At 59.2% G+C, this 25392-nt stretch carries 28 protein-coding genes; 12 read left to right on the forward strand and 16 right to left on the reverse strand.

The window, feature by feature from the left end:
* Positions 1 to 121: 121 nt before the first annotated feature.
* Entirely contained in the window at positions 122 to 1144 is a 1023-nt protein-coding gene (locus OKC27_RS05650; protein WP_213391943.1) for a GGDEF domain-containing protein, read from the forward strand.
* A gap of 130 nt (positions 1145 to 1274) precedes the next feature.
* Here the strand turns inward: OKC27_RS05650 and ompA are convergent, their stop codons facing one another.
* Together ompA and OKC27_RS05660 are read right to left on the reverse strand one after the other, a co-directional pair.
* On the reverse strand, positions 1275 to 2309 hold the full coding sequence (ompA, locus tag OKC27_RS05655; RefSeq protein WP_270806004.1) for a porin OmpA: 1035 nt from the start codon (positions 2307 to 2309) through the stop codon (positions 1275 to 1277).
* Between the two features lie 266 nt (positions 2310 to 2575).
* Entirely contained in the window at positions 2576 to 3613 is a 1038-nt protein-coding gene (locus OKC27_RS05660; RefSeq protein WP_270693303.1) for an SGNH/GDSL hydrolase family protein, read from the reverse strand.
* Positions 3614 to 3867: 254 nt separating this feature from the next.
* Between OKC27_RS05660 and OKC27_RS05665 the strand changes: the two genes are divergently transcribed.
* On the forward strand, positions 3868 to 4254 hold the full coding sequence (locus OKC27_RS05665) for a YgiW/YdeI family stress tolerance OB fold protein (RefSeq protein ID WP_101325909.1): 387 nt from the start codon (positions 3868 to 3870) through the stop codon (positions 4252 to 4254).
* Between the two features lie 85 nt (positions 4255 to 4339).
* Here OKC27_RS05665 and mltC read toward each other — a convergent pair whose 3' ends face one another.
* The 3 genes from mltC to mutY form a co-directional block, all read right to left on the reverse strand.
* Positions 4340 to 5443 (reverse strand): membrane-bound lytic murein transglycosylase MltC, encoded by a 1104-nt coding sequence (gene mltC, locus OKC27_RS05670; RefSeq protein ID WP_111806250.1) that lies wholly within the window; start codon positions 5441 to 5443, stop codon positions 4340 to 4342.
* A gap of 117 nt (positions 5444 to 5560) precedes the next feature.
* Positions 5561 to 5833, reverse strand: a complete 273-nt coding sequence (locus tag OKC27_RS05675) for an oxidative damage protection protein (protein WP_270693302.1) — start codon at positions 5831 to 5833, stop codon at positions 5561 to 5563.
* A gap of 8 nt (positions 5834 to 5841) precedes the next feature.
* Complete coding sequence (gene mutY, locus OKC27_RS05680; protein WP_270693301.1) at positions 5842 to 6894, reverse strand: A/G-specific adenine glycosylase; 1053 nt, start codon at positions 6892 to 6894, stop codon at positions 5842 to 5844.
* A 237-nt stretch (positions 6895 to 7131) separates the two neighbouring features.
* Here mutY and OKC27_RS05685 point away from each other — a divergent pair, with 237 nt between their 5' ends.
* Positions 7132 to 8370, forward strand: coding sequence for a multifunctional CCA addition/repair protein (locus OKC27_RS05685; protein WP_270693300.1), 1239 nt, complete (start codon positions 7132 to 7134; stop codon positions 8368 to 8370).
* A gap of 118 nt (positions 8371 to 8488) precedes the next feature.
* On the opposite strand, the gene OKC27_RS05690 is transcribed toward OKC27_RS05685, so the two are convergent.
* The gene (locus tag OKC27_RS05690; RefSeq protein WP_270693299.1) at positions 8489 to 10087 is read right to left on the reverse strand and encodes a BCCT family transporter; all 1599 of its coding nucleotides are present in this window, start codon (positions 10085 to 10087) and stop codon (positions 8489 to 8491) included.
* Between the two features lie 9 nt (positions 10088 to 10096).
* Positions 10097 to 10624, reverse strand: coding sequence for a hypothetical protein (locus OKC27_RS05695; RefSeq protein WP_111806169.1), 528 nt, complete (start codon positions 10622 to 10624; stop codon positions 10097 to 10099).
* A gap of 163 nt (positions 10625 to 10787) precedes the next feature.
* On the opposite strand from OKC27_RS05695, the gene OKC27_RS05700 reads away from it, so the two are divergent.
* A complete protein-coding gene (locus tag OKC27_RS05700) occupies positions 10788 to 11267 on the forward strand; it encodes a MarR family winged helix-turn-helix transcriptional regulator (protein ID WP_013723454.1) in 480 nt (159 codons plus the stop codon).
* Between the two features lie 71 nt (positions 11268 to 11338).
* Here OKC27_RS05700 and OKC27_RS05705 read toward each other — a convergent pair whose 3' ends face one another.
* The gene (locus OKC27_RS05705; RefSeq protein ID WP_075113215.1) at positions 11339 to 11920 is read right to left on the reverse strand and encodes a YjaG family protein; all 582 of its coding nucleotides are present in this window, start codon (positions 11918 to 11920) and stop codon (positions 11339 to 11341) included.
* Positions 11921 to 12082: 162 nt separating this feature from the next.
* Between OKC27_RS05705 and OKC27_RS05710 the strand changes: the two genes are divergently transcribed.
* Positions 12083 to 13027 carry a D-2-hydroxyacid dehydrogenase gene (locus tag OKC27_RS05710; protein ID WP_139406324.1) on the forward strand — a complete coding sequence of 315 codons (945 nt, stop codon included), beginning with the start codon at positions 12083 to 12085 and terminating at the stop codon, positions 13025 to 13027.
* Between the two features lie 72 nt (positions 13028 to 13099).
* On the opposite strand, the gene mepM is transcribed toward OKC27_RS05710, so the two are convergent.
* Positions 13100 to 14437 carry a murein DD-endopeptidase MepM gene (gene mepM, locus OKC27_RS05715; RefSeq protein WP_042656426.1) on the reverse strand — a complete coding sequence of 446 codons (1338 nt, stop codon included), beginning with the start codon at positions 14435 to 14437 and terminating at the stop codon, positions 13100 to 13102.
* Between the two features lie 260 nt (positions 14438 to 14697).
* On the opposite strand from mepM, the gene OKC27_RS05720 reads away from it, so the two are divergent.
* Together OKC27_RS05720 and OKC27_RS05725 are read left to right on the forward strand one after the other, a co-directional pair.
* A complete protein-coding gene (locus OKC27_RS05720; protein WP_234603946.1) occupies positions 14698 to 15996 on the forward strand; it encodes a LapD/MoxY N-terminal periplasmic domain-containing protein in 1299 nt (432 codons plus the stop codon).
* Positions 15993 to 16934, forward strand: a complete 942-nt coding sequence (locus tag OKC27_RS05725; RefSeq protein ID WP_270693298.1) for a TAXI family TRAP transporter solute-binding subunit — start codon at positions 15993 to 15995, stop codon at positions 16932 to 16934. Before OKC27_RS05720 ends, OKC27_RS05725 begins: the two co-directional genes overlap by 4 nt.
* Here OKC27_RS05725 and OKC27_RS05730 read toward each other — a convergent pair.
* Positions 16929 to 17603, reverse strand: coding sequence for a transglutaminase-like cysteine peptidase (locus OKC27_RS05730; protein WP_270693297.1), 675 nt, complete (start codon positions 17601 to 17603; stop codon positions 16929 to 16931). The genes OKC27_RS05725 and OKC27_RS05730 overlap by 6 nt on opposite strands.
* A 67-nt stretch (positions 17604 to 17670) precedes the next feature.
* Positions 17671 to 18618, reverse strand: coding sequence for a zinc ABC transporter substrate-binding protein ZnuA (gene znuA, locus OKC27_RS05735; RefSeq protein ID WP_182932968.1), 948 nt, complete (start codon positions 18616 to 18618; stop codon positions 17671 to 17673).
* 92 nt (positions 18619 to 18710) lie between these two features.
* On the opposite strand from znuA, the gene znuC reads away from it, so the two are divergent.
* Positions 18711 to 19487 (forward strand): zinc ABC transporter ATP-binding protein ZnuC, encoded by a 777-nt coding sequence (znuC, locus tag OKC27_RS05740; protein ID WP_270806005.1) that lies wholly within the window; start codon positions 18711 to 18713, stop codon positions 19485 to 19487.
* A 21-nt stretch (positions 19488 to 19508) separates the two neighbouring features.
* Positions 19509 to 20288 (forward strand): zinc ABC transporter permease subunit ZnuB, encoded by a 780-nt coding sequence (znuB, locus tag OKC27_RS05745; RefSeq protein ID WP_033115078.1) that lies wholly within the window; start codon positions 19509 to 19511, stop codon positions 20286 to 20288.
* Between the two features lie 12 nt (positions 20289 to 20300).
* On the opposite strand, the gene OKC27_RS05750 is transcribed toward znuB, so the two are convergent.
* Complete coding sequence (locus OKC27_RS05750) at positions 20301 to 21191, reverse strand: LysR family transcriptional regulator (protein WP_163128902.1); 891 nt, start codon at positions 21189 to 21191, stop codon at positions 20301 to 20303.
* 91 nt (positions 21192 to 21282) lie between these two features.
* Between OKC27_RS05750 and OKC27_RS05755 the strand changes: the two genes are divergently transcribed.
* Entirely contained in the window at positions 21283 to 22140 is an 858-nt protein-coding gene (locus OKC27_RS05755; RefSeq protein ID WP_042656431.1) for a DMT family transporter, read from the forward strand.
* A 4-nt stretch (positions 22141 to 22144) separates the two neighbouring features.
* Here the strand turns inward: OKC27_RS05755 and OKC27_RS05760 are convergent, their stop codons facing one another.
* Entirely contained in the window at positions 22145 to 22732 is a 588-nt protein-coding gene (locus tag OKC27_RS05760; RefSeq protein ID WP_270693295.1) for a uracil-DNA glycosylase family protein, read from the reverse strand.
* A gap of 99 nt (positions 22733 to 22831) precedes the next feature.
* Between OKC27_RS05760 and rarD the strand changes: the two genes are divergently transcribed.
* A complete protein-coding gene (gene rarD / locus OKC27_RS05765) occupies positions 22832 to 23722 on the forward strand; it encodes an EamA family transporter RarD (protein ID WP_270693294.1) in 891 nt (296 codons plus the stop codon).
* Here rarD and OKC27_RS05770 read toward each other — a convergent pair.
* Positions 23704 to 24438 (reverse strand): substrate-binding periplasmic protein, encoded by a 735-nt coding sequence (locus tag OKC27_RS05770; protein ID WP_270693293.1) that lies wholly within the window; start codon positions 24436 to 24438, stop codon positions 23704 to 23706. The genes rarD and OKC27_RS05770 overlap by 19 nt on opposite strands.
* A gap of 43 nt (positions 24439 to 24481) precedes the next feature.
* Between OKC27_RS05770 and OKC27_RS05775 the strand changes: the two genes are divergently transcribed.
* Positions 24482 to 24826 carry a GIY-YIG nuclease family protein gene (locus OKC27_RS05775; RefSeq protein WP_270693292.1) on the forward strand — a complete coding sequence of 115 codons (345 nt, stop codon included), beginning with the start codon at positions 24482 to 24484 and terminating at the stop codon, positions 24824 to 24826.
* 90 nt (positions 24827 to 24916) lie between these two features.
* Here the strand turns inward: OKC27_RS05775 and pspG are convergent, their stop codons facing one another.
* Positions 24917 to 25135: an envelope stress response protein PspG gene (pspG, locus tag OKC27_RS05780; RefSeq protein WP_005335871.1), complete on the reverse strand. Its 219-nt coding sequence runs from the start codon at positions 25133 to 25135 to the stop codon at positions 24917 to 24919.
* 48 nt (positions 25136 to 25183) lie between these two features.
* Complete coding sequence (locus OKC27_RS05785) at positions 25184 to 25390, reverse strand: PspC domain-containing protein (protein WP_005335873.1); 207 nt, start codon at positions 25388 to 25390, stop codon at positions 25184 to 25186.
* Positions 25391 to 25392 lie beyond the last annotated feature (2 nt).

A 25392-nucleotide genomic window follows, 5' to 3' on the forward strand; every position in this document is an offset into this window, starting at 1 on the left:
GGTAGGTAATAACCCAGCCATTATATCGAAGGGGGGGGCGAATGGCATCCATCGGCTGCCTTTTGGCCAATCTCTCTGTCATACTATCTTCAGTTCGCTGGCATGATGAGACACGGAACTCATGAGTAAGGACACGTTTGCCCAATCTGCCGCCTATCTCAAGCAGGCGGTACCCTTGATGATCAAGTACCAGATCCCCACGACGCCGGACAATTACCACCTGTGGTACAGCTATGTCTCGGCCAGCATGCCCGAGCTCAACCAGGCGATCGATCAGGCCGTCAAGCTGCAGGGAACCTGCTCGCTCACCACCTGCGAACGGCTCTATCACCAGTATCTGGCCGCTCAGGATGAGAAGCAGATGGAGGCGATGAAACTGAGCCTGGCCGCCATGGCCAACGAGCTCGGTCACTCCATGCAGGACGCCATCTCCGATACCGGCATGTTTCAGGAGATGCTCGACAAGAGTTTTGACAAGCTCAGCCGCATCGATGACGAGGGCTTCAGTCTGGAAGACACCATGGGGATCCTGCGGGAACTGGTGCGCGAATCGCGGGACGTGCGGATGTCCACCATGCACTTTCGCAATCAAATCAGCAATGCAGAGAAAGAGATCAAGGAGCTGCGGGCGGCGCTCAACGAGACCCGCAAGCTGGCCAACGAAGATGCCCTCACCAGCCTGCTCAATCGTCGCGCCTTCGATCTGGAGCTGGAAGGGCTGATCCGCAGCCAGCACCCCTTCTCGCTGATCCTGACCGATATCGATCGCTTCAAGAACTTCAACGACGAATATGGCCATCTGCTCGGCGATCAGGTACTGCGAGCCTTCAGCAAACGGCTGCGTGACGCCTGTCAGGAGGGGGTGACCGCTTATCGGATCGGCGGAGAAGAGTTCGCCCTGCTGGTTCCCCATCGCGCGCTGGCACTGGCCAGACAGATGGCGGAAAGCATGCGCCGGGCCATCGAACGGATGTCGATTCTGGATCGCAAGTCGGGTCGTCGTATCGACCACATCACCGCCTCATTTGGCGTGGGTGAGTTCAACGGTCAGGAGAGCGCGGACTGTCTGGTCGAACGTACCGACAAGCTGCTCTACAAGGCCAAGGAACTCGGCCGCAACCGGGTGATGCCGCTGCCGTCCTGATAATGCACCCTTCATAACGCCTTGCTCCGCGAAACGAAAAAGCCAGTCAGATCAACTGACTGGCTTTTTTTGCATTTCACAACCAACGAGGCGGCCTTGTTACCGCCCCGCAAGAGGCTGGTTCAGCAGATTATTGCTGAGCCTCGGCAACCCCTTCTACCTTCACTTCAACACGACGATCCGGTGCCAGGCAGACGATCAGCTCACGCTTGGACTTGCTGACACAGCTGTCGCCGGTAACCGGTGAGGATTTACCACGCCCTTCCACATTGATCTTGGCGGCCGGGATCCCTTTACCAACCAGATAGTTGGCGACGGTCTGGGCACGCTGCTCGGAAAGCTTCTGGTTGTAGGCATCGGAACCGATACGGTCGGTGTGACCAATCACGGTTGCTACGCCATCCTTGGGTCGCGCCTCTTCGATCTGGGTATAGAGGCTATCCAGCGCCTGACTGGCTTCTGGCTTGAGGGTCGCCTTGTTGAAGTCAAACAGCACGTCGGAGCTCAGGGTAAACTGCTTCTCGACCATCACAGGCGCGGGAGCGGGTTCCGGAGCCGGGGCGGGCGCCACAGGAGCAACCTGACCAAAGCGATAAACCGCCGCCAGCGACAGCAGGCCGTTATCCATTCTCACGCCGGTGTCATCGCGGTCGCCATACGGGGTGGTGTATTGATATTCAAGACGAGCAGCCCAATCACGATTAAAGGCATACTCTGCCCCCAGAGCACCGACAAAGTTGAACCGGCCGTCCCCCCCTTTCAGGTCACTGTTCGCTGCCGCATAACCGCCGCCGACACGTCCATACAGGTCAAGGCTATCAGTCAAAGGGAAGCCCAGCTTCAAAGACAAATGGATTAGCTGAGCCTGAACTTCATCTTGAAACGCAGCGCCCGTGGCGGAGCGGGCATCATATTTGTATTTACCAAGATAATCGAAGCCGTACTCGATACCCAGATTCTTGTTAAGCTGATAGCCGCCAAACACACCTGCACCCAGGGCATCGTTGGTCTCATTGCCAAGCGTCAGGGCATTGCTTTCATCAATGCCATAGAAGTTGGACCAACCCAGTTTGGCACCGCCATACCAGGTGTTGTCCTGACCGGCAGCCTGGGCATTGGCCGCCAGCAAGCCGGTAACCAGCAAGGTAATCAATGTTTTTTTCATGTCTGAGCCTCTGCAACTTTATGTAGGAGGAGGTTGATTGATATCACCTCGTCTTATAGGTGCAACCACCCAAAAGCGATCGCAGCATATCAACGTTAGCCTATTTTCAAGTCACTGATATCAATTAACAAAAAACACTGTAACGCAAGTGTGTTACAAAAACAGCAACAAATGTTTGTTAATTGAACTAAGTGTGACGCAAAAAGACGCATTGAAGAGGGCTAGGGGGAGAATAGGGGCCAGCAGCATGCTGGCCCTGTGAGGAATCAGTGACGAACAAACTCGTAGTTCCGGTCAATAAAATCAGCCACGCGCTGACTCAGTGCCGTGTGCACGGTTTTGGTCGGATGTACCTGATCCCAGAACATATGCTCGTTGCAATTGAGGGCTGCGGCACTACGTTTTGCCTGCGGGCTCACCACCGCCTGCGCCAGGATCGGGTTACCGGCGATCGCCACCCTCTCGGACAGACTCAAAGCCGGAGCCGGGGCAACCTCGGCGGCGCTACCGGAGAAGGGCTTCCACATGTAGCCACCGTCATAACAGGCGTGCTCGGTGTCGCTCAGACCAAACATCTGGGGATCGCGCACCATCTCGTCAAACTGTTTGTCGACCTCGAACAGCTTCACAATGCCAAGGGGGGCCAGCTCGCGGGTGAGGTTCTGCAGCCGCTGGTTGTGGTAGCTGGCCACATGGCGCACCTTCTCCACCACCTTCATGCTGCGGGCCGACGGGGTCTGCCCCAGATCCGGGATGTTGAACAGCAGGATCTGCTGCGCACCGTTGAGCACCAACCGGTTGGATGCCAGCCGGATGGTATCGATCACCCGATCCGCATCCCGCTCGGTGTTCCAGCCATAGGCCAGATAGTCGTTGGCACCAACCCAGATCACCACCAGATCATCGGGGCGGAACTTGTCCTTTTTCAGGAATTGATCGATCTCGTAGTCAAGGTTATTGATCACCTGATATTTTGGATCCCAAGACCAGAAACCGAGCCAGCCGTTGAGGGCGCCCAGATGGTTATAGGCCACCGCCGTCGCGCCGCCTTCCGCCTCGTTGGCCACGACCAGACCGGGGAAATGCTGGTCACGCAACTGCTCCAGCCACACCGGGCCATTGCTGAAGCGCCCGTTGAAGTAGGGTGGGCTGGAGGGGAGATATCCCCGCATCTTCTTGTACATCTTGCCGGTGTCGGAGAGGCTGTCACCAAACATCACGACCCGGGAAAAAGGCTGGCGTCCCTCTGCCGCTTGCGCGGTCAATGCCATTAACCCCAATAAACAAACAAGCCATTTTTTCATATTGTTATGCTCTTCGATTAAGCAGGTGAGACCTGCGGACTTCCCCTCGAATGGCGGCAAGCACGGGAAGAGTCTGCCACCACTGACTTCTGGTGAAGGCGACAGATTACAGTTCCAGATGAAATCACACATGTTCCATCACCGATGAAATCGCTTGCGCTCACAAAACAGACAATCACAACTGCGTATTTCTTTCACGCTTGTTTCACGCCCCGCGCGGCACAATGCCCTCATACCAACGACAGGAGTATGAAATGAACAAGGCAAGCGCAAGCGTAATCGGACTGTTGACCCTGATGTCTGTCTCCTCTTTTGCCATGGCGGCCTATACCGGCCCGCAGGAGCAGAACAAGGTCTCCGTTGCTCAACTGAAAGATCTGGCCGATGACAGCTGGGCCACCCTGGAAGGGAAACTGGTCAAGCATCTGGGCGGCGAGAACTATCTGTTCCGCGATGCCAGCGGTGAAGTGGAGGTCGAAGTGGATCAGGATGTGTGGCGTGGCACCGAAGTGGGCCCGGACGATCAGATCCGTATCCGTGGTGAAGTGGACCACAGCTGGAACAAGACCGAAGTGGAAGTGAAAACCCTGGAGAAAGTGGGCGCAGCCCCGCAGAGCAAGGGCGGCTTTATCGCCAAATAAGGCCACTTCACCGACGAACTGGTCAGACGTAAAAAGGGCGCTTGCTATCAAGCGCCCTTTTGCATGGTTAACGCAGCGTCATCGCTTAACCGGCCCGACCAGAAAAGGTTCTTTTAAACCCCTTCTCGGCCTGATTGACCTTGTAGAGGTAACGGCGCGCCTCCTCTTTGGGATGCTGCTCGGTCAACACCTGATAGACCGCCTCGGGGGAGAGCTGGTTGATCCGGCCCGGCGCCGCCTTGCGATCGCTGGAGAAGGTGTTGAGCACACCGCCGGCACCACCGTTGTAGGCGGAGATCACCGCATAGCGACGGGAGCGCGGATCCTCGATATCCGCCAGATAGACGGTCTGCAACAGGTGCAGATAGGCGGTACCGACATCGATGTTGTAGGCCGGATTGAACAGCTCCTCCCGGGTCGGCTGGCCATTCTTGCCCTTGACCCGCACATAGACGTCACGACCGGCGGTGGCCGGAATCACCTGCATCAGGCCATAAGCGTTGGCATGGCTCACCGCATAGGGGTTGAAGCTGCTCTCGGTCTTGATCACCGCATAGATCAGACTCTCCGGCACGCCGTATTTGCGCGACGCTTCCCGGATGATCCCCGCATACTTGTAGCCCCGTCGATCTTCATGGTTGGCCACCATGGGAATATCGACGAAGAAGATGGTACGAATACCCAGGGTACGCTTCTTCATCGCCGTGCTGAGCAAGTAGTCGGCATAGCGCTCGGCGCGCCAGGAGGCACGGATTGGCTGGCGCTGATTGTCCAGCACCTGACCGTAGAGGAAGGGCTCGCCGCCGGTCAGAATTTCCCGATCGGAGTAAAGATCCACTTCGGCCGGATCATCCGGGGTCAGCAGGGTCTCGATGATGGCGCGACGCAGGTGAGCGCGCGGATCGACGCCAGAGACCGTCTCCACCATGATGTGACCGCTGGAGAAGTCGATGTGGGCCCGGCTCTTGTACTGATCCGTATATTTGACGTAGTCAAACTTGCCCGCAAACAGCGCCTCCCGCCCCCATATCTCGTTCACGTTATGGGAGAGCGCGCTGATCATGTGTTCAAAACCGCGGATGTCCTTGCCGTTGACCAGATCGTCATCCTCACTCCCGCTGGGCTTGGGAGAGGATGAGCAGGCAGAGAGAAACAGCAGGGTGCACAGCAGCCAAAAAATTCGGCCCATAGGATCCTCAAACCGGGCAGCAGAGCTGCCCATCATTCATTTGCTGCGACTTCAGGAGCGATCACGCCAGTGTGGCGCCATGCCCGCTCCGGTTCACACGAACAACAGCCGGAGAGCTTATTGGGCAGGCGGGGTGTAACCTTCGATCTGCACTTCACCTGCATCAAACAGGTAGCTGACCATCTCTTTTTCCAGCAGTTGGCGATGCTCAAGATTCATCATATTGAGCTTTTTCTCGTTGATCAGCATCACCTGCTTCTTCTGCCACTCGGCCCAGGCTTCCTTGCTGATGTTGTCAAAAATCCGCTTGCCGAGCTCACCGGGATAGAGTTGAAAATCCAGACCCGGGCACTCTTTTTTCAGGCGTTGGCAAAATACAGTACGGCTCATGTTGACCTCTATGGTTGTAACTCTGGATAGGCGAGCAGACGGGCCGTGGCAGCCGCCAGCCCCACCTCGGCAGGATGGCGTAAGTTATACCAGAGTCGGTTATCTGCTTCCATGAGCCGCAGCGGCTGCGCCTCATCAATGTCAATCAGCAGCGGCTGGATATCGAGATGGAAGTGGCTGAAGGTATGGCGAAAACCGGCCAGTTCTCGATAACCGTGGTGCGCTAGCCCCAAATTTGCCAGCAGACCGTCGACCTCCGCCAACGAAGCCACCTGCGGGAAGCAGTAGAGCCCACCCCAGATCCCCTGCGGCGGCCGCTTCTCCAGCAGCAACTCATCGCCATGGCGGATCAGCAGCATGATGCCGTCGCGAGCCGGAATGCTCTTCTTGGGCTTGCTGTTGGGATAAACGGTGGGCTTGCCTTGCGACAACCCCTGGCAATCGGCTCGCACCGGACAGCGATCACAGGCAGGCTTGCTGCGGGTGCAGATCGTGGCCCCGATATCCATCATCGCCTGGTTGTAGTGCGCCACACCCAGCTTGGGAGTGAGCCGGATGGCGATCTCCCACAGCTCGTTCTCCACCTGTTTTTGGCCGGGCCAGCCCGGCAGCGCCAGCCAGCGGGTGAGTACCCGCTTCACGTTGCCATCAAGGATGGCGTGGGGCTGACCCAGAGAGAGCGACAACACGGCCCCGGCGGTTGAGCGGCCAATCCCCAGCAGCGCCATCACCTCGTCAAAACGCTCGGGAAAGAGACCGTGGTGGTTATCGCGGACCTGCTGGGCCGCCTTGTGCAGGTTGCGGGCCCGGGCGTAGTAGCCCAACCCGGTCCAGTGGTGCAGCACCTCATCGACGGGGGCATCAGCCAGCGCCACCACATCGGGGAAGCGCGCCATAAAACGCTGGTAATAGGGGATCACGGTAGCGACCTGAGTCTGCTGCAGCATGATCTCCGAGACCCAGACCCGGTAAGGGGTCTTCTCCTGCTGCCAGGGCAGGGTTTTGCGGCCATGAAGCTGGTACCACTCCAGAACCCGGCTTGCGAAGGTTGATTGATTCACGTTGTTCTCATGTCGTTGATATAAGGGGAACTCTGCGGTTCCTTCGGCTCATCTGGCCAGCGCGGGCATAACGCCATCACGCAACACAGCGCCAGCTGTCTGGTGCGGCAGCGTAAGGCCTCGTCACGCCCAAGTCAAAGCCGCGCTGACTGGCGCTGCGGCCAGGTGGTGGTCAGGCAGCAAAGCGGTAACAAAGACGATATACTCGGCCCCACGATTGATGACGGGAGAGACGGTTTGCAGACTTATCTGGTTGGGGGCGCAGTGCGGGATCGCCTGCTGGGATTGCCGCAGGGCGACAGGGATTATCTGGTGGTCGGCGCCACCGTGGAGCAGATGCTGGCGCTGGGCTTTACCCAGGTCGGTCGCGACTTTCCCGTGTTTCTTCACCCCAAAACCCAGCAGGAGTATGCCCTCGCCCGTACCGAACGCAAACAGGGTCAGGGCTACACCGGCTTTGTCTGCCACGCCGCCCCCGATGTGACCCTGGAGCAGGATCTGCTGCGCCGGGACCTCACCATCAACGCCATCGCCGAAGATGATCAGGGCCAGCTCCATGATCCCTACGGTGGCATCGAGGATTTGCAAAAACGGCTGCTGCGCCACGTCTCCCCCGCCTTTGCCGAAGACCCGCTGCGCATCCTGCGGGTCGCCCGCTTCGCCGCCCGCTTCCATGCCCAGGGTTTTGCCATTGCGCCAGAGACCCTCACCCTGATGAGCGAGATGACGGCCGCCGGCGAGCTGGCCCACCTCACCCCGGAGCGGGTCTGGAAGGAGCTGGAAAAAGTGCTGCTGGGGCCGACCCCGCAGATCTTTATCGAGGTGCTGCGCCAGTGCGGCGCCCTCAAGGCGCTCTTCCCCGAAATTGATGCCCTGTTTGGCGTCCCCGCCCCGGCCAAGTGGCACCCGGAGATCGACACCGGCATCCACACTCTGATGGTGCTGGAGCAGGCGTGCCGGATCTCCCCCGAGCTGACGGTGCGCTTTGCCGCCCTCTGCCACGACCTTGGCAAGGGGATCACCCCCAAAGAGTTCTGGCCCAGCCATCACGGCCACGGTCAGAAGGGGCTGCCGCTTATTCGCGCCCTGTGCGAGCGGTTCAGGGTACCCAACGAGTGCCGGGATCTGGCGCTGCTGGTGAGCGATCTGCATACCCACATCCACATCGCCTTTGAGCTCAAGCCCGCCACCCTGCTCAAGGTGTTCGACAAGGCCGATGCCTGGCGCCGCCCCGAGCGCTTTGCCCAGCTGCTGGATGCCTGCCGCGCCGACTTCCACGGCCGCACCGGTTTCGAGGAGCGGGTCTACGCCGAGCCTGACTACGTGGCCGAAGCGCTGGCTGCCGCCCAGGCGGTGCCGGTGAAAGAGATAGTGGCGGCCGGTTTCAAAGGGGAAGAGATCAAGGATCAGCTGGCCAAAAAGCGGACCGATGCCATCAGCCGCATCAAGGATGAGTGGACCTTTATCGAAGAGTAATGTTGGCCCCATAACAGACGGCCGCCCTGATGATGAGCTCCACAAGGAGAGCATCGCCAGGGCGGCCGTTTTGCATCCAGATTTATATGTGAAGGGGTGCTAACCCCTGCTGGTGCCGTTATGCCGGACCAATTCGCTCCATCAGGCTCATATGGGATGAGCCATCGTGGCGCTTGAGGTTCTGGCGATACTCGAACTGGCGCTGGCTCTCCTGCTTGAGCCCCAGCATCAGCGAATAGCACATCGCCAGCATGATCACCGAGAACGGCAGCGCCGCTATGATGCTGGCCGCCTGCAAGGCTGCCAGGCCGCCTGAGACCAGCAAGATGACGGCAACCAACCCCTGCCCCAGACCCCATACAGCGCGGTGCAGCACCGGCGGCTCCTGATCACCGATGGAGAGCAGGGTGGTGATGACCAGCGTGCCCGAGTCACTGGAGGTGATGAAGTAGGTGCAGATGAGCAGGGTCAGCACGGCCTTGGCGATCCAGCCGAAGGTCTCCCAGTGCAGCAGCTCGACCGTCTTGTAGAGCGCCAGCGTCACATCCTGATTGACCGCTGCCACCACGCCGCCACCGCCAAACAGCTCCAGATTCATCGCCGTACCGCCAAACACGGTGAGCCAGAACATGCCGAGCAGCGAGGGTACCAGCAGCACGCCGAGCACAAACTCGCGGATGGTGCGTCCTTTGGAGATGCGGGCGATAAACATGCCGACAAACGGCGCCCAAGCAATCCACCAACCCCAGTAAAACGCCGTCCAGCTCGACTGCCAAGCCGAGGTGCCGTTGGCCTCGGTGTTGGTCCAGAAGCTCAGTTTGACGATGTTCTGCAGGTAATCGCCGATGTTCTGCACATAGGCATTGAGGATATAGGTGGTCGGCCCCAGCACCAGAAAGAGGCCCAGCACGAACACACTCAACCAGATATTGAGCTCGGAGAGGATCTTCACACCGCGCCCGACCCCGGAGACCGCCGACAGGGTGGCGATCAGGCTGATGCCGCCAATCAGCCAAAGCTGGTTGGACTGCGACACGGCCATGCCGAACATCTGGTTGAGGCCGGTATTCATCTGGGAGACACCCAGTCCAAGGGAAGTCGCCACCCCGAACACGGTGCCGAACACTGCCAGCACATCAGCCGCATGGCCCCAGAAGCCGTAGATGCGCTCACCGAGAATGGGGTAAAGCACAGAGCGGATCGCCAGTGGCAACTTGCGGCGATAACTGAAGAAGGCCAGCGACAGGCCGACGATCACATAGATGGCCCAGGGGTGCAGACCCCAGTGGAAGAAGGTGAGGCGCATGGCGATTTGGGCCGCTTCCGGGGTCATCCCTTCGGTAATAAACGGATTGCCCTGCAGATGGTTCATCGGCTCGGCGATGCTCCAGAACACCAGACCGATACCCATGCCCGCACTAAAGAGCATGGAGAACCAGGCGAAGTAGCCGAACTCCGGTACCTGGTCGTCGTCACCCAGTCGGATGCTGCCAAAACGGCTGAACATCAAGTAGACAGCGAAGAACAGGAACAGGGCGACAACCAGAATGTAGTACCACTTGAACCCGGCAATGATCTGATCCTTGGCACCGACAAACCAGGCGGCCGCGGTATCGGGAACAAATACGCCAAACAGCAAAAACAGGGTGATCACGGTGAGGGCCGTCATGGCCATGGTCGGGTTGAGGCCTTTCAATAGCCCTTTGCTTGCTCGCATCCAGCCTCCTTAGTCGTTGTTGAAAAAGTCTTCGCCTACATGATCACCGGCACCGCCGATGGCGCGATAGACCAGTTTGCCAGCTGCCTGTTCGCGGTGATCCACCAGCGAAACCGAGGGCTGGCCATTCACGGCGTGACGCTTGCCAAGGAAGATGGCCATGGGGACACCCAGATTGGAGATACCACTGGTGATCCAGAGTCGGTTGAAGTCGTAGGAGCCGCCGATGAACTCCAGCTGTGCCAGGCCAGTATCGAGGCCGGTCAGATAGAAGTTCATGGCACTTTCATCAGGAAAGAGATGCACCAGCACATAGGCGTAGCGCAATTCATTCACCAACTCCTTTAGGTTGAAAGTACCTGTCTCGCTGCAAGAGAGGGGTAATTCACCATCATAGTGGTGCACCTTGAGGGTATTGGGGTCCTCTTCGTAGGCAGGCTGATAGCGCACAAAAGCCGAGGTATCCGGCAGTTCATAGCGCACTCTGACCACGCGTAACTCGGCCACCAGAGACTTGATATCCAGCTCGTTGTTCATCATTTCGCTCCTCAAATGTCAGGGTGAATTCCGTGAAATGCCCGACAACCTAACACAAAATTAATTAGAGCAGAAATGATTACACCAAAAACCATATTGACCTTGTGACGAATTAGGCGGAAAATTTTGCGCCTCTCCATAGCCCTCCAATGACGCACACCCCATGGAAAAACATGATGAAGTGCTGGTCGCCCTGCGCCAGATTATTCGTGCCATCGACATGCACTCCAGGCGCCTGATCAAAGAAGCCGGGCTCACCTCCCCGCAACTCTTGCTGCTCAAAGGGATCGATGAGCTGGGGCAGATCTCCATGCGCCAGCTGGCCGATCACACCAACATGAGCCAGGCCACCGCCACCACCATCATGGACCGATTGGAGAGCCGCCAACTGGTGCAGCGCGTTCGCAGCAATACCGACAAGCGCAAGGTTCACGCGACACTGACTGACGCAGGCCGCGCCCTGCTGGCCCAAGCCCCCACCCCGCTGCAAGAACGCTTCATCCAGCGTTTTCAGGCGCTGGAAGCGTGGGAACAGACCCTGCTGCTCTCCTCCCTGCAACGCATCTCCTCCATGATGAATGCCGATGAAATCGACGCAGCCCCGGTGCTGAGTGTCAGACCCCTCACCGAAGAGCAGGCATAAGCTGCTGAACAATTTCAGGCATAAAAAAAGCTCCCGAACGGGAGCTTTTGTCTATCAGGAGCTGGAGAGAATTACTCTTCCAGGCTGATCCCGATATTGGAGACGCCATCCTGGCAGGCGAATGTTCTGATAGCCAGGATACGATCGCTGTCGCGCTCATGGGCAACCCGCTTGAGCAGTTCGACCTGGAACTCCAGCTCGGCTTCCATGTACTCGTGCTCGTAGAGCTCCTCTTCGGTCAGATCCCGCTCTTCCAGCAGCTCGATAAAACCGGCCACGGTACCGACTGATGCATGGCTGGCATCGTTGGCCTCTTCGCCAACCCGGCAGATCACCGAGTTGTAGGCGCAGCCCAGCGCAACGCAGGCATCCAGCGCGGGATAGGCGCCGTAGGATTCAAACTTGCGGGGATCCGGAATGTGAGACTCGAACTCTTCGAGAATGGCACCCAGATTGACCCGGGATCCCTTGACGGTGAGGTAGACCCACAGCTGATCCAGCGCATGCCGGAAGGCGCTTGCATTGCCAAAGCCGGAGGCCTGACAGAACAGGGCATAGTTGGGGTACATGCGCTCTGCCAGCGCCAGGGTGTAGACGGTCTGTTGCCAAGGCTGTAGCTCGGCCAGTCGCTTATAAAACTTGTCACCAAACACTGGAGTCGGATCCTTTGCAAAATGTGGGGCAGATTGTAGCCCACGAGGGGCGCGGCGAAAACGAAAAAGCGCCCTGGTCGGCTATGTTGCGAGATGAAGTCAGGTAAGATGGGACGAGAGCGGCATCTTGTTGCGCCGCAAATTCTGATAAGGAACAAGAGTATGAGCCAACGTACCCTTCTTTTGCTCAGCCAGGATAATGCTCACTACGAACGGCTGCTCAAGGCCGCCAACCTCCCCCATCTGCGCATTCTGCGGGCCGATAATCCGGCCGATGCCGAAAAACTGATTGGCGAAGCCCATATTCTGATGGCCGAACCGGCCCGTGCCAAACCGCTGCTGCCCAAAGCCAACAAGCTGAGCTGGTTCCAGTCCACCTATGCGGGAGTCGATGTGCTGCTCGACCCTGACAGTCGCCGCGACTATCAGCTCACCAATGTGCGCGGTATCTTCGGCCCGCTGATGAGCGAGTATGTCTTTGGTCATCTGCTCAGCCTGATGCGCCAAATTCCTCTTTATCGGGAGCAGCAGAAGCAGCGGCTGTGGCAGAGCCACCCCTATCAGGGCCTCAAAGGGCGCACCATGCTGATCCTGGGGACCGGCAGCATTGGCCAGCATATCGCCCAGACCGGCAAACATTTTGGCATGAAGGTGCTGGGCATCAGCCGCAGCGGTCGGGAGCGGGCCGGGTTTGATCAGGTTTATCAGCTGCCGGCGCTCAACAAGATGCTGGCGCAGGCCGATGTCATCGTCAGCGTGCTGCCAGCCACTCGCGATACCCGTCATCTGTTCAATGCCGCGCGCTTCGAACACTGCAAACCGGGCGCCATCCTGTTCAATGTTGGCCGCGGCAGCGCCGTGCACTCGGGCGATCTGCTCACCGCGCTGCGTACCGGCAAGCTGGCGATGGCGGTGCTGGATGTGTTCGAGCAGGAGCCGCTGCCCGCCGACAGTCCGCTGTGGGGACAACCCAACCTCATCGTCACCCCCCACAACAGCGCCTACAGCTTCCCAGAGGATGTGGCACAGATCTTTGTGCGCAACTACATCCGCTTTATCGACGGCCAGCCACTGGATGGCAAGATTGACTTCGACAAGGGGTACTGACCCTCACCGCGCCTGCAAAAAGGCCCCGCCAATCTGGCGGGGCCTTTTCATTTCAGGCAGTGATGACAGGTATCAACCCGCGGCCAGCTCCTTGCGGTAGCTCTTCACCTTGGCGAGGAACTGACGACGCTCCTTGCCGCTCAGGGGTTCAGCCATCGGCAGCTTGGCGGTCATGGCATTGACCGGGCGGTTGTTGATCCGCAGCTCATAGTGCAAGTGGGCACCGGTCGATCGGCCGGTGTTGCCGGAGAGGCCGATCTTGTCGCCCATCTTCACCCGTTGGCCCGGCTTGACCAGCAGCTTGCTCAGGTGCAGATAGCGGGTCGCCAGGGTGCGGCCATGTTTGATAACCACATAGGTGCCCGCCAGCGGGTGGCTGGTCGCCTTCTGGACCACACCATCACCGGTCGCCAGCACCGGCGTGCCCACCGGTACCGCGAAGTCGGTCCCTTCGTGGGGACGGATCGCACCGGTCACCGGATGCTTGCGCGCGGGGTTGAAATTGGAGCTGATCCGGTAGCGGCTGTGAGTCGGGTAGCGGCGGAATCCGCGCTCCAGACTGTTGCCCTGACCGTCGTAATAGTTGCCATCTTCGGCCAGCCAGGCTGACACATTCTTGCCCTGGCTAATCACTTCCACGCCGAGCAGCTGGCTGTTGCCGGTGCTCTTGCCTTCCACCGTCTCCTGGCGGACCAGCACCTTGAACTTGTCGCCCTTCTGCAAATCCTTGGCGAAATTCATCCGCCACTGGAACAGGTTGGCAATCTTCTGGATATGGTTGGCCGGAATGCCCGCATTACGGGCACTGACATAGAAGCTGCCGTTGATCACCCCGTTGTAACGCTGCGGTTGCCACTCGACCTTCTCATTGATCATGGAGGCGGTATAGGCATCATCGCTGCGCGCCATCACTAGCGTCTGCTTGATGTTCAGGCGGATCTTGAGTTGCTGCAGGATGTTGTCCTGATCGATCAGCAGCTCGATATTCTGGCCCGGCTTGAGGCGCGCCAGATAGTTCTTGTTGTCCGCGTCCAGCACCTTGTAGAGGGTGGTGGTGGAAAGACCGAGATTGTTAAAAATGGCGGTCAGGTTTTCGCCGTTGCGAACCCGGTAATCCTGCCACTGGGGGGTGGTGTCAACCGGGATGTCGTCATCCGGCGCACTTTGATCAACCAGTTCGTGATCGGGGATTTCGTTAAAGTCGGTGTTGTTTTCGTTGGTTGCCGTACCGGCGGTATCAATGGGCAACTCAAGACGCAGCGGCCGCTCGAGGATGTCACCCGGAGCTGGCAATAATGCCACTGCTGACAGGGTCATGGCCGTCAGCATCAGCATGGCATAAAAGTGTTTGCGGGGAACCGGTGGTTCCCAATTGGCAGCCTGTACTACCAAGGGACGGAGACGTTTCATCCGCTATCCTGTATTTAGATCTAAAGAGTGTGAGTTGCGATGTCAGTTGTGACAAAACCGTATAAAACTGTTTGTTGGACAAAAAAAGTTACAAATAGTTCATCGCAATCTGCATGAACCCCACATTTTATGCATAACCCGCCCGGATGGGCAGAAATGATCGTCTTTTTTAACCATTTTTTCCTATTTTTAAGAACCGGGTCGGATTCGATTCTGAATAGAAACCCAAAATGTTGCGATAACTTTTCCATGGAGTGGATATGTCGTTAGCAAAACTGTTAATCAGAATAATTGTCGTCCTGTTCCTGATAGGTGCGGCGCTGCTGTTCGCACTGGAAGTCACGACAGTCCGCCAGTCCATCCTCGACCAGATGTCAGCCAATCTGGAAACCGCCATCACAGCCCTTGGGTTGGTCTTGCAGGGAACCTTGTTAAATGACGACAAGGTGCTGGCAGAGACCATCGTTAATGCCATGTTTGATGGCGGCTTCGTCAGCTCTGTCACCCTGATCGATCCCGATGGCCAGCTGCTGTTTCAGAAGGTCTTCCACTCGACCCAGCAGAATGTCCCCGGCTGGCTTCCCTCGGTTATCGGCATGCCGCCCGTCAAAATTGAGCAAGAGTTGACCGATGGCTGGCGCATGCTGGGCACCCTGACACTGGAGGGGCATAGCGGTTACGCCTACCAGCATCTGTGGAATGCCATCAGCCGCACCGGTCTGGCGCTACTGGCGGGGCTGGTGGTCTTTACCCTGGTGATCTCCCTGGTGTGCAAACGCCTGCTGCATCCTCTGGAGCAGATCAACCTGCAACTGATCCGGATCCGCAAACACCAGTTCAACAGCACCCTGCCCACCCCCTGGTTGCAGGATCTCAAAGAGGTGGCGATCTCCATCAACCAACTGGTCTCCGAACGCAAACGGGATCTGTTGCAACAACGGCTCAAGATCACCCAGCTGGGCAAACAGCTGCCACTGACCCACCCGCTGCCGCTGCAAGGGCTAAGCCCGTTACCGGAAGGCGGGCAACTGCAAAAATTTGTCTCAACTCAAGGGGATATCGCGCTCTATCAGCGCTTCTTGCCCAACCAGCCCCTCGGTGCAGACAGCGATCTCGCGACTATCCAGACCGCTCTGCAACAGTGGCAGCACTCCCATATTGAGGGGATCTTGCTGCCCCTCTCCCTGCTCAATCATCCGCAATGGTCAGAGATCGCCCCCCTGCTGAGCCAGGGACGCGGCAAGACTCTGGATTGGCGCTGGGATGTGGCCACGTTCCCCGCCCACGGCCAGTCCACATTGGCCGCGCTACAGGAACAGGGGTGTGAGCTCGCCTTCAGCGCCATTCCCCTCAATGCAGATACCTTCAATCAACTTGACCCGCTCAACCCCATCTTTATCAGCTGCCAGCTGACCGATGCGCCGCTCTACTGGAATCTGCTCTCCCAGACCATGCATGCCGCCGGTTATACCCTGCTGGCGGAATCGGGAGAGTGCCGCGACATCGACACACTGCGGACCTGGGGTATCGATGGTTATGCCAGGGAGGCGCAATCATGAAAAAGCTCGCCATACTGTTGCCCCTGCTGTGGCAACCCGGCCTGATGGCTGAAACCGTGACTATCGCCACCGGTGGTGAGCAGGGGATTTACCATCAGATAACCAAAGAGTTTTGCCGGCTGGCCCATGAGGCCGATGAACAACTTGAGTGCAAGCTACAAGCCACATCGGGTTCAATAGAAAACCTGCAGCGACTGAAGAGCGGCGAGACCTCCTACGCCATGGTGCAGTCCGACTGGCTGTATCAGGCCAGCAAGGGCTTGGGCCCTTTTGCCACACAGCCGCAACCTGAGCTGCGCGCCCTGTTTGCCACCCATGCCGAGCCCTTCACCATAGTGATCCGTGCCGATGGCGATATCACCTCACTGGAACAGCTCAAGCTCGCCCCCATCGACATGGGGTTGAAGAGCTCGGGCACCCGCCAGACGGCGCTGGCCCTGTTCAACATCTTGGGAGCGAAAGAGCAGGACCTCGACCTGAAGAGCATGGCCAACCTGCCGGATGCGCTCTGCAGCAAGCAGATCGATGCTTTTGCACTGGTTATGGGGCACCCGAACCGGATCGTGCTGGATACTGCCAAGCGCTGCCCCGTCAGCTTTCTTGCCATAGAGGGAGCCACCCGGGATCAGTTGCTCAAGGGTGTCAGTTACTACCAGCGCAGTCAGGTGCCCGCCCGCATCTACCCTGGCAATCTGAAAGCGACGCCAACCTTTGCCATCGCCGCCACCCTGGTCACCAATGCCGCCATGCCGGAAGCGTCTGTCTATCGCCTGACCAAGGCCATGCTGACCCAGCAGACCAAGTTCAATGAACAGACTTATGGCTATGCCAATATGTTTCACCGGGCGCGCAATAAAACCGGCCCGGTGCTGAGCATTGAACAGCATCCGGGCGCGGCAAAATATTTCGAGGAGTTGAAAGCGGCGGGCAAGCTATAGCTGACGACGGGGAGAGCGCAGTTGCTCGCTGGAGAAACGGGTCTTCATCGATGTCCACTGCGCCAACCGATCGGCACTCCCCGCCAGCGTCCCTTCCCGGCGTGACTTCATGATCCAGATGCTTTTGGCATCGAAGCTGTAAACGGGGATGAGATCGGTACGCTTGCTACCGGGCAGGATCCGGCTGTTGATGTTGTCGAGCACCAGCGGGTCAGATTTGGGGGTCGGGAAGTAGAGCGTCACCATGTGAAACTGGTTGTATTTGACTGCCTTGACATAAGCCAGCCGCAGCCTCTTCTCATCTACCCCCAGCTCCATCAGGGTGTAGTACTTGGCGATGCTGTAATCCTCGCAATCCCCCCCGCGGGCACCGATGAACTCCAGCGGATTGGCCCAATAATCCTCATCCCCCCACAACCTGGGATCCTCGCTGTAGGTCAGATTGTTGAAGTAGTTGTTCACCAGCTCGATCTTCTGCTGGTCGGTCGTGCCCGCTCTGGGGGCCAGCAGGCGAGAAAAAGCCTCGGCCCGCTGAATGGCGCGGCCACCATACACTTCCTGCAGCTTGGCCCGCAGGTCCGGACTGGCAATGTACTCGGAGAGACGCGATGCCTGCACACTGGCGCAACATAGCGCCAGGGTGCAGGCCGGGATCAACAACCATTTCATACCAGACACTCCATGTCAGATGCTGGAGGTCAGTATAGTCCGTCCGGATGAGAGGCTCAGCCGGTGATCAGCGACACTGGGCGAATGCGTCAGCCAGTTGCTGCATGAATTGGGGATAACCATCCGGGCCGAGCGGCACCTGTTCACCCACCTCATCCAGCAACAGCACCTTGGCACCGGTATTGCGTGCCACCGATTCGATCACTGCCGGTGAGAATTGCGGCTCGGCATAAATGCAGCTCGCCTGTTTCTCTTCCAATGCCTTGCGAATATCCACCAGCGTCTTGGCACCCGGGCGACGCTCCGGACTCACGGTGAAGTGACCTTTTGAACTCATGCCGTAGTGGCGCTCCCAGTAGCCATACGCCTCGTGGAAGACAAAGTACCCCTTCTGGTTCACCGCCTTCATCTGGCCGGCAATCACCTTGTCCTTGGCATCCACCTTGGCATCAAATGCCGCGAGGTTGGCGTCATAGCGGGCCTGATTGGCCGGATCCAGCTTGCCCAATTCGCTTGCGATCGCCTTGGCAATCACCTTGGCCTGCGTCGGGCCAAGCCAGATATGGGGATCGACCCCTTCGTGATGATGCCCCTCATGCCCTTCATGCCCTTCGTCATGGTCGCCGTGCTCGTGGGCAGCGTGGTCATGATCATGCGCATCATGATCATGGGAGTCATGGCTATCCTGAGTCGCGTAGTTGAACAGCGGCATCCCCTCAACCTGAGTCAGAGCCAGAGCATGGGGATGGTTGGCCAGCGGCTTGGCCATGAAGCCTTCCAGCTCGGGGCCGACCCATACCACCAGATCGGCACTGTTGATGCTGCGAATATCGGAGGGACGCAGGGAAAAATCGTGGGGAGAGGCACCGGTCGGCAGCAATACCTTGGGCTCGCTCACCCCGTCAGTGATCGCCGCAGCGATGAAGCCAAGAGGCTTGATGGTGGTCAGTACCTCAATGGCACGAACAGGCAAACTCACCGCCAGCAGGGCAGTGAAAAGCGCAATAATTCTCATTGATGAATCTCGTCAGGGGGTGAGTATGTGATAATATAACAGCCTTTTTTGTTATATTATAACTCTCACTGGCTGTAAACCCCGGAGTTGTCATGAGCCAACTGGTAGAGCTGAAAGAGGTCTCTCTCTCGTTTGATGGACGCTCTGTGCTCGACAAGGTCTCCTTTACCCTCAATAAAGGCAAAATCACCACACTAGTCGGCCCCAACGGGGCGGGCAAGAGCACCCTGAGCAAGCTGGTGCTCGGCCTGCTCACGCCGGATTCGGGCAAGATCACCCGCAACCGCGACCTGCGGGTCGGCTATGTGCCCCAGCGCCTCTATCTGGATCCCACCCTGCCGCTGACGGTGCGCCGCTTCCTGCAACTGGGCAAAAACAGCCGCCTCTCCATCGAGGAAGCGCTGGCCCGGGTGGGCGCAGAAGGATTGCTTGAGAACCGGATGCAAAAACTCTCCGGTGGCGAGATGCAGCGGGTACTGCTGGCCCGCGCTCTGCTGGTTAAGCCCGAGCTACTGGTACTGGACGAACCGGTTCAAGGCGTGGACATCACTGGCCAGATCGAGCTCTACGCCCTGATCGGTCAGCTCGCCGCCGAGTTCAATTGCGCCGTGCTGATGGTCTCCCACGACCTGCATCTGGTGATGGCCAGCACCCACGAGGTGATCTGCCTCAATCGCCATGTCTGCTGTCATGGCGAGCCGGAAAGCGTGGCGCGCCACCCCGAATTTGCCCGTCTGTTCGGGCGACCGGAGCAGGAGGTGCTGGCGGTCTATACCCACCATCACCACTGCGACGGCGAACACCATCATCATGAACCGCAGGCCCCCGTCATCCGCCTGCCTTCTCGCAACAACGCTCACAGCAAATAGCGCAAGCAACAGGACATTCAAGTGGACAGCTTTCTGTTATACGCCCTCGCAGCCGGTCTCGGTATCGCCCTGCTGGCCGGCCCCCTCGGCAGCTTCGTGGTATGGCGCAAGATGGCCTATTTTGGCGACACCCTCTCCCATGCCTGTCTGTTCGGCATCGCACTGGGCATTCTGCTGCAGGTCGATCTCACTCTGGCGGTGGTGGTCTGCTGCCTCGCCATGGCGATGCTGCTGGTGATCATGAGCCGCAACCAGCAGGTCGCGACCGATACCCTGCTCGGCATTCTGGCTCACAGCGCCCTGTCCCTCGGTCTGGTTACCTTGAGTTTTATGGATAACGTGCGGGTGGATCTGATGGCCTACCTGTTTGGCGACCTGCTCTCGGTACAACCGATGGATCTGCTCTGGATCTATGGCGGTGGCGCGCTGGTGCTGCTCACCCTGTGGCGGTTGTGGGATCCCCTGCTCTCCATGACCATCTCGGAAGAGCTGGCGCGGGTAGAGGGGATCCGGGTCGATGTGCTGCGCTGCGTCTTGATGCTGCTGATCGGGCTGGTGATCGCCGTGGCGATGAAGTTTGTCGGCGCACTGATCATCACCTCCCTGCTGATCATCCCCGCCGCCACCGCCCGCCGCTTCAGCCAGACACCGGAGCAGATGGCCGGCTTTGCCGCGCTGATCGGCTGCCTCGCCGTGCTCGGCGGGCTGACGCTCTCATGGTATCAAGACACCCCGGCTGGGCCCTCGGTCGTCGTCTGCGCCACCAGCCTGTTTGTGCTGAGCCAGTTCAAGAAAGCCTGATAACCCGAGCAATTACAGCGGCATACTCTGCCGTGTCTCCATCATCAGCCACTGGCGCAACCGACTGATGGCGGGCTCATGGGCCCGCGAGCGCTTGCAGGTAAAGTAGAAGGCATCCCCCGTCTCCAGTTGGTGTACCGGCAAGGCCACCAGCTGGGGATCATCGGGCCGCAGCATGTAGTCATTCACGAACGCCACCCCCTGATCCCAGGCCGCCGCCTCCATCGCCAGCAGCACATGGCTGAAGTGGTGCATCCGCGCCTCGTCCGGAATAACCAGCCCACCCGCCTTGGCCCAGCGCTGCCAATCCTCGCCCCGCGCCTTGTAGATGGACTGCACCGACAACAGCGGCAGCTGCCAGATGGCGCCCGGCCACTCTCCGCTGACCTGCTGCAACAGACGGCGGCTGCAGACCGGAAAGAGCCGCTCCTGATAGATAAGATCGTGACAGTAGCCACGCCCGTGGGGCGACACAGTGATAAAACAGTCCGCCACCCGATCGGAGAGCTCGGGGTCTTCCGCCACCATCTCCAGACTCAAATCCAGCTCGGGGTAGAGTTGGCGTAACCCAGCCAGACGGGGGATCAGCCACTTCACCGCAAACGAGCTGTAGACCGCAAGCCGGACTCGCATCTCGCCACCACCGCGCAGTTGCTCGCTGCTCTGGGCAATCTGGCTGAGCCCGGCGGCAATCCCCTCGAAGTAACTCTCCCCTTGTGGCGTCAGCGAGAGCAGCCGCCCCTGACGCAGCAGCAAACGCTCACCCAGAAAATCCTCCAGCAGGCGGATCTGGTGGCTGACCGCGCTCTGGCTGACGTTCAATTCAAGGGCGGCGCGGGAGAAGCTGAGCAGCCGGGCGACCACTTCAAAATATTGCACGGCACGCAGGGGGGGCAGCTTCATTATCTAAATATCTCATGAGTGGTCATTTTTTATCATTTTACTGGATAACGGCCCCCGCGCTACCCTCCCCTCATCTGAAGTAGGAGGTGGTATGAATGCAGTAGGGATCGGCATCCTTTATCTGGTGCTGGGCAACATGGTGGCGGTCTTTTCCGATGCACTGGTCAAGGTACTGGAGCCGGATCAGCCCATCTTCCAGTTTGTCTTTTTTCGCCAACTCTCGGCCGCCCTTCTGCTGATGCCCTGGCTGCTCTGGTCATGGCGCCGCAACCCGCCGGTGGCCATCAAGTGGCACCTGCTGCGGGCCCATATCTGGGCGGTTGGCGTCTGCCTGATGGTGGTCGCCCTCACCCGCTTGCCGCTCGCTACCGCCAATGCCCTCTTCTATGCCGCGCCGCTGATGATGGTGCCGCTGGCGGTATGGATGGCGGGAGAGGCGATCTCGCGCCAGAAGGTGCTGACCGCGCTGCTCGGTTTTATCGGGGTGCTGATCGTGCTGCGCCCGACCGAGGTGAACTGGGCCGCGCTGGCGGCGCTCGGGGTGGCGCTCTCCATGGCGCTCAACAACCTGCTGATCAAGCGGATCCCGCTCAAGCAGCCCATCGCCCAGACCCTGTTCTTCACCAACGTGCTGAGCATGCCCTTCATTCTGGCGCTGGCATTGTGGGAAGGGGGCGACTGGCAGTGGCAGATGTGGTGGCCGGCTTTTGGCTCCTCGGCGCTGATCATGGTCTATGCGGGCTTGTGCGTGGTGGCCTATCGCAAGGCGGAGGCGAGCAAGATCGCCTCGGCGGAGTACACCGGTCTGCTGATGGCGGTGGCCATCGGGGTGTGGCTGTTTGACGAGCAGCCGGGCCTGCCGCTGCTGCTGGGGTGCCTCTGCATCATCTTGCCGCTGGTCGCCATGGCCCGCAGCAAACCCAAACCGCTGGCCGAACCGGCTGTTTAACCGTTCAGGGTCGCTCCAGCAAAGGGGCGACCCTTTGCTGCAAATGGGGGACTATCTCCTGCTCGAACCAGGGATTCTTCCTGAGCCAGAGGGTGTTACGCGGGGAGGGATGCGGCAACGGCAGCCAGCCGGGGCCATAGTCGGCCCAGCTACGCACCGTCTCGGTGAGCGACCCTTTGGCCGCCCCCCGCAAGTAGTAGGCTTGCGCATACTGGCCGATCAGCAGGGTCAGTTCGATGTTGGGCAACAGCATCAATACCTTGTCGTGCCAGGTGGGCGTGCACTCGGGTCTGGGTGGCAAATCGCCGGACTTTCCCCTGCCGGGATAGCAGAGCCCCATCGGCATGATGGCGATGCGCGACTCGTCATAAAAAGTGGTTTTATCAACCCCGAGCCACTGGCGCAGCCTGTCACCGGAGGGGTCATCCCACGGGATACCGCTGGCATGCACCCGGGTGCCGGGCGCCTGACCGATGATCAGCAGCCGGGCACTCTCGGCCCCGCGGATCACCGGACGAGGTCCCAGCGGCAGATGAGCCTCGCACAGACGGCAGGCCCTGATTTGCTCAAACAACGTATCGATTTGCTGCATGATGTTGATAGTACCAGCATTTCCCTGTTTTCCCTCTTGTGGAAACAGGGCGCGCCCCCTACTATCGCCATGGGTGTTTAATTTAATAAACGGACAATGATGAAAAACTGGCTAGGCACCGGCACCGCGACCCTCTCCTTCATCCTGTGGGGGATGCTGCCGCTCTATTATCAATTTATGCCCGAGGTCAACATGTGGGAGCTGATCTCCCACCGGGTGCTCTGGTCTGTGGTACTGCTGGGCGTCCTGTTTCTGGTGCTTGGCCACAAGGTGCCGTGGGCACAACTGCGCAGCGAGCCGCGCCAGCTCGGCCTCATTCTGCTGGCGGGGCCCGTGATGTCCATCAGCTGGTGCATGTTCACCTGGTGCCTCACCACCGGACAGGTGCTGACCACCAGCCTCGCCTTCTTTATGACCCCGCTGTTCAATATCGTATTCGCCGTCATCTTCCTTAAAGAGCGGCTCACCCCGCAAAAGCATCTGGCGGTCGCCCTGGCGCTGGCGGGGCTCGCCTACATGCTGTTTTGCTACGGCCAGCTCCCCTGGTTCTCCCTCATCATGGGGGCCAACTTCGCCTGCTACGGCCTTATCAAGAAGAAGATCCACTACGACACCGGCACCAGCCTCTATCTGGAAGCCATGGTGCAACTGCCCGTCGCGCTGATCATCATCGGCACGCTGGCGTGGCACGGGGAAGGGGCATTCGTGAACGGGGATCTGGCCGACAAGCTGTTACTGATGGGCAGCGCACCCGCCACCCTGCTGCCGGTGGGACTGTTCTGCTACGCGGTGGCGAGAACCCGGATGAGTACGGTGGGGTTGCTGCAATATATCGAGCCCAGCCTCGCCTTCCTGCTCGCCATCTACTGGTTTGGTGAGGCGCCGGACCCCATCAAGACAGTCGGTTTCGCCTTCGTCTGGTCGGGCTTGCTGGTGAGCCTGCTACCGCTACACCGGCTCAAGCGCCGCCCTCAGGGCGTACCGCGATAGGACTCCAGTACCTGGTGCCAGCGGGGATCCCGGTCCATCAGCTCGGCGATATCGTTGAGACGAGCATGGAGATCGGCACGGGATCTGGGCACCAGAATATGGCGGGTATAGCTGGATTGGGGAAAGGGCGAGACAAACAGCTTGCCCTCATAGGCCGGGACATGGGTGAAAAATGCGAGGGCCGACCCGGGCACCAGAGTCACATCGATGCGCCCGCGCACCAGCAGATCCAGATTGATCTTCACCTTCTTGGCATCGTGGCGCACCAGCTCCCCCCCGGCGGCCGCCTCATCGATCCCCTGGTAGCGATAGCCCTCCACCCCGCCAAACACCAGCCCCTTGAGGGAATCTGGCCCGCGATAAGTGATCGGCTTGTCGATGCTCGAGATCAGCTCGTTGGTGTCGCGCATCACCGGAAAGGTCCAGAGATAGCGCTCGCGTTGGGGATCCCCCACCCAGGCGGGATTGACCCAGACCACCAGACCGTCGAAGTCGGGATCCGACATCTCCAGCGCCAGCCGGGCGCGATTGACCAGCCAGAGCTCGATCCTGGGTTCCCCCTCCAGCTTTTCATTGAGATACTTGACCAGCTCGTGGCTCAACCCTGCCTCTCCACCGGTATTGAAGGGCGGATGCTGATGGTAATCGTAGAGACGGATCGTCTCCCCCTGAGCCGGGACCGACAACAGTAACCACAACCAGAACCAGACTCTCATCGCACCTCCTTGAGCTGCTTTGAGTTTGGCACAGAGACGTTGAATGAGAGAGTCCGCGACAACCACACCCGCGCCGCAACCACCCGAGCCTTCCCGCTGGTCTGTCTATATGGTGCGCACCGCCACCGGCCTGCTCTATACCGGGATCAGCACGGACCCACTGCGCCGCCTGCGCCAGCACCAGAGTGGCAAGGGCTCTCGCGCCCTGCGCGGCAAGGGACCGCTGACGCTGGTATGGCAGCAGGAAGTCGGTGAGAAGGGGGCGGCCCTGCGCATCGAATATCGCCTCAAGCAGCAGCCAAAATCCTTCAAGGAGCAGCTGATCCTGCACCCTGCGCTCTGGCAGAGCTGGAGCCCGCAATGGTTACCCGCAGCCACCCGGCCTTGAGGATGACAGGCAAAAAAAGGCCACTCAATGAGTGGCCGAAAAGGGGAAATCAGGGAGCACCACACAACGTCTTGCACAACCTCAGGCGGGTTAGAGGTAGGTATTGGAGCGCTTGCTGCGGTTGCTGATCAGCCAGCAAACCGCCAGCACCAGCAGCAACCAGGGGGCCAGCTTGATGATCAGAGCAAGCATGCCACCCAGCGCCCCAAGCAGCACAAACAGGCCGCTCACCAGCAACATGGCCACCAGGGTAAAACCGGTCAGTGCCATGACCAGCAGCACCACCAGCAAGATGAAAAATTCCAGCATAACTTGCTCCTTATCAGTACCTTGTCTGCCGGCTGGGCAACCCTTCGGTCAATCCAGCCAGCGCTTCAATTCATAACGGGGCGGCATCACCAGCACCGCCAGCAGATAGGCGGCCAGTGCCAGCGGTGGCATCAGGATCAGGGCGAGCAGTGCCACCACCCGCACCGTGACTCTGGAGACCCCCAACCGCCTGGCAATACCGGCGCAGACCCCGGTCAGCTTTCGATGCACCAGATCCTTGGGCCAGGGGCTCATGA

Origin of the sequence: Aeromonas sp. QDB62, assembly GCF_027705695.1 — a bacterium.
Taxonomy (GTDB): domain Bacteria; phylum Pseudomonadota; class Gammaproteobacteria; order Enterobacterales; family Aeromonadaceae; genus Aeromonas; species Aeromonas allosaccharophila.

Coding starts and splice junctions, on each gene's coding strand:
- OKC27_RS05650 (WP_213391943.1), top strand. CDS start 122: ATGAGTAAGGACACGTTTGCCCAATCTGCCGCCTATCTCAAGCAGGCG.
- ompA (WP_270806004.1), bottom strand. CDS start 2,309: ATGAAAAAAACATTGATTACCTTGCTGGTTACCGGCTTGCTGGCGGCC.
- OKC27_RS05660 (WP_270693303.1), bottom strand. CDS start 3,613: ATGAAAAAATGGCTTGTTTGTTTATTGGGGTTAATGGCATTGACCGCG.
- OKC27_RS05665 (WP_101325909.1), top strand. CDS start 3,868: ATGAACAAGGCAAGCGCAAGCGTAATCGGACTGTTGACCCTGATGTCT.
- mltC (WP_111806250.1), bottom strand. CDS start 5,443: ATGGGCCGAATTTTTTGGCTGCTGTGCACCCTGCTGTTTCTCTCTGCC.
- OKC27_RS05675 (WP_270693302.1), bottom strand. CDS start 5,833: ATGAGCCGTACTGTATTTTGCCAACGCCTGAAAAAAGAGTGCCCGGGT.
- OKC27_RS05690 (WP_270693299.1), bottom strand. CDS start 10,087: ATGCGAGCAAGCAAAGGGCTATTGAAAGGCCTCAACCCGACCATGGCC.
- OKC27_RS05695 (WP_111806169.1), bottom strand. CDS start 10,624: ATGAACAACGAGCTGGATATCAAGTCTCTGGTGGCCGAGTTACGCGTG.
- OKC27_RS05700 (WP_013723454.1), top strand. CDS start 10,788: ATGGAAAAACATGATGAAGTGCTGGTCGCCCTGCGCCAGATTATTCGT.
- OKC27_RS05710 (WP_139406324.1), top strand. CDS start 12,083: ATGAGCCAACGTACCCTTCTTTTGCTCAGCCAGGATAATGCTCACTAC.
- mepM (WP_042656426.1), bottom strand. CDS start 14,437: ATGAAACGTCTCCGTCCCTTGGTAGTACAGGCTGCCAATTGGGAACCA.
- OKC27_RS05720 (WP_234603946.1), top strand. CDS start 14,698: ATGTCGTTAGCAAAACTGTTAATCAGAATAATTGTCGTCCTGTTCCTG.
- OKC27_RS05725 (WP_270693298.1), top strand. CDS start 15,993: ATGAAAAAGCTCGCCATACTGTTGCCCCTGCTGTGGCAACCCGGCCTG.
- OKC27_RS05730 (WP_270693297.1), bottom strand. CDS start 17,603: ATGAAATGGTTGTTGATCCCGGCCTGCACCCTGGCGCTATGTTGCGCC.
- znuA (WP_182932968.1), bottom strand. CDS start 18,618: ATGAGAATTATTGCGCTTTTCACTGCCCTGCTGGCGGTGAGTTTGCCT.
- znuC (WP_270806005.1), top strand. CDS start 18,711: ATGAGCCAACTGGTAGAGCTGAAAGAGGTCTCTCTCTCGTTTGATGGA.
- OKC27_RS05750 (WP_163128902.1), bottom strand. CDS start 21,191: ATGAAGCTGCCCCCCCTGCGTGCCGTGCAATATTTTGAAGTGGTCGCC.
- OKC27_RS05755 (WP_042656431.1), top strand. CDS start 21,283: ATGAATGCAGTAGGGATCGGCATCCTTTATCTGGTGCTGGGCAACATG.
- OKC27_RS05760 (WP_270693295.1), bottom strand. CDS start 22,732: ATGCAGCAAATCGATACGTTGTTTGAGCAAATCAGGGCCTGCCGTCTG.
- rarD (WP_270693294.1), top strand. CDS start 22,832: ATGAAAAACTGGCTAGGCACCGGCACCGCGACCCTCTCCTTCATCCTG.
- OKC27_RS05770 (WP_270693293.1), bottom strand. CDS start 24,438: ATGAGAGTCTGGTTCTGGTTGTGGTTACTGTTGTCGGTCCCGGCTCAG.
- OKC27_RS05775 (WP_270693292.1), top strand. CDS start 24,482: ATGAGAGAGTCCGCGACAACCACACCCGCGCCGCAACCACCCGAGCCT.
- pspG (WP_005335871.1), bottom strand. CDS start 25,135: ATGCTGGAATTTTTCATCTTGCTGGTGGTGCTGCTGGTCATGGCACTG.
- OKC27_RS05785 (WP_005335873.1), bottom strand. CDS start 25,390: ATGAGCCCCTGGCCCAAGGATCTGGTGCATCGAAAGCTGACCGGGGTC.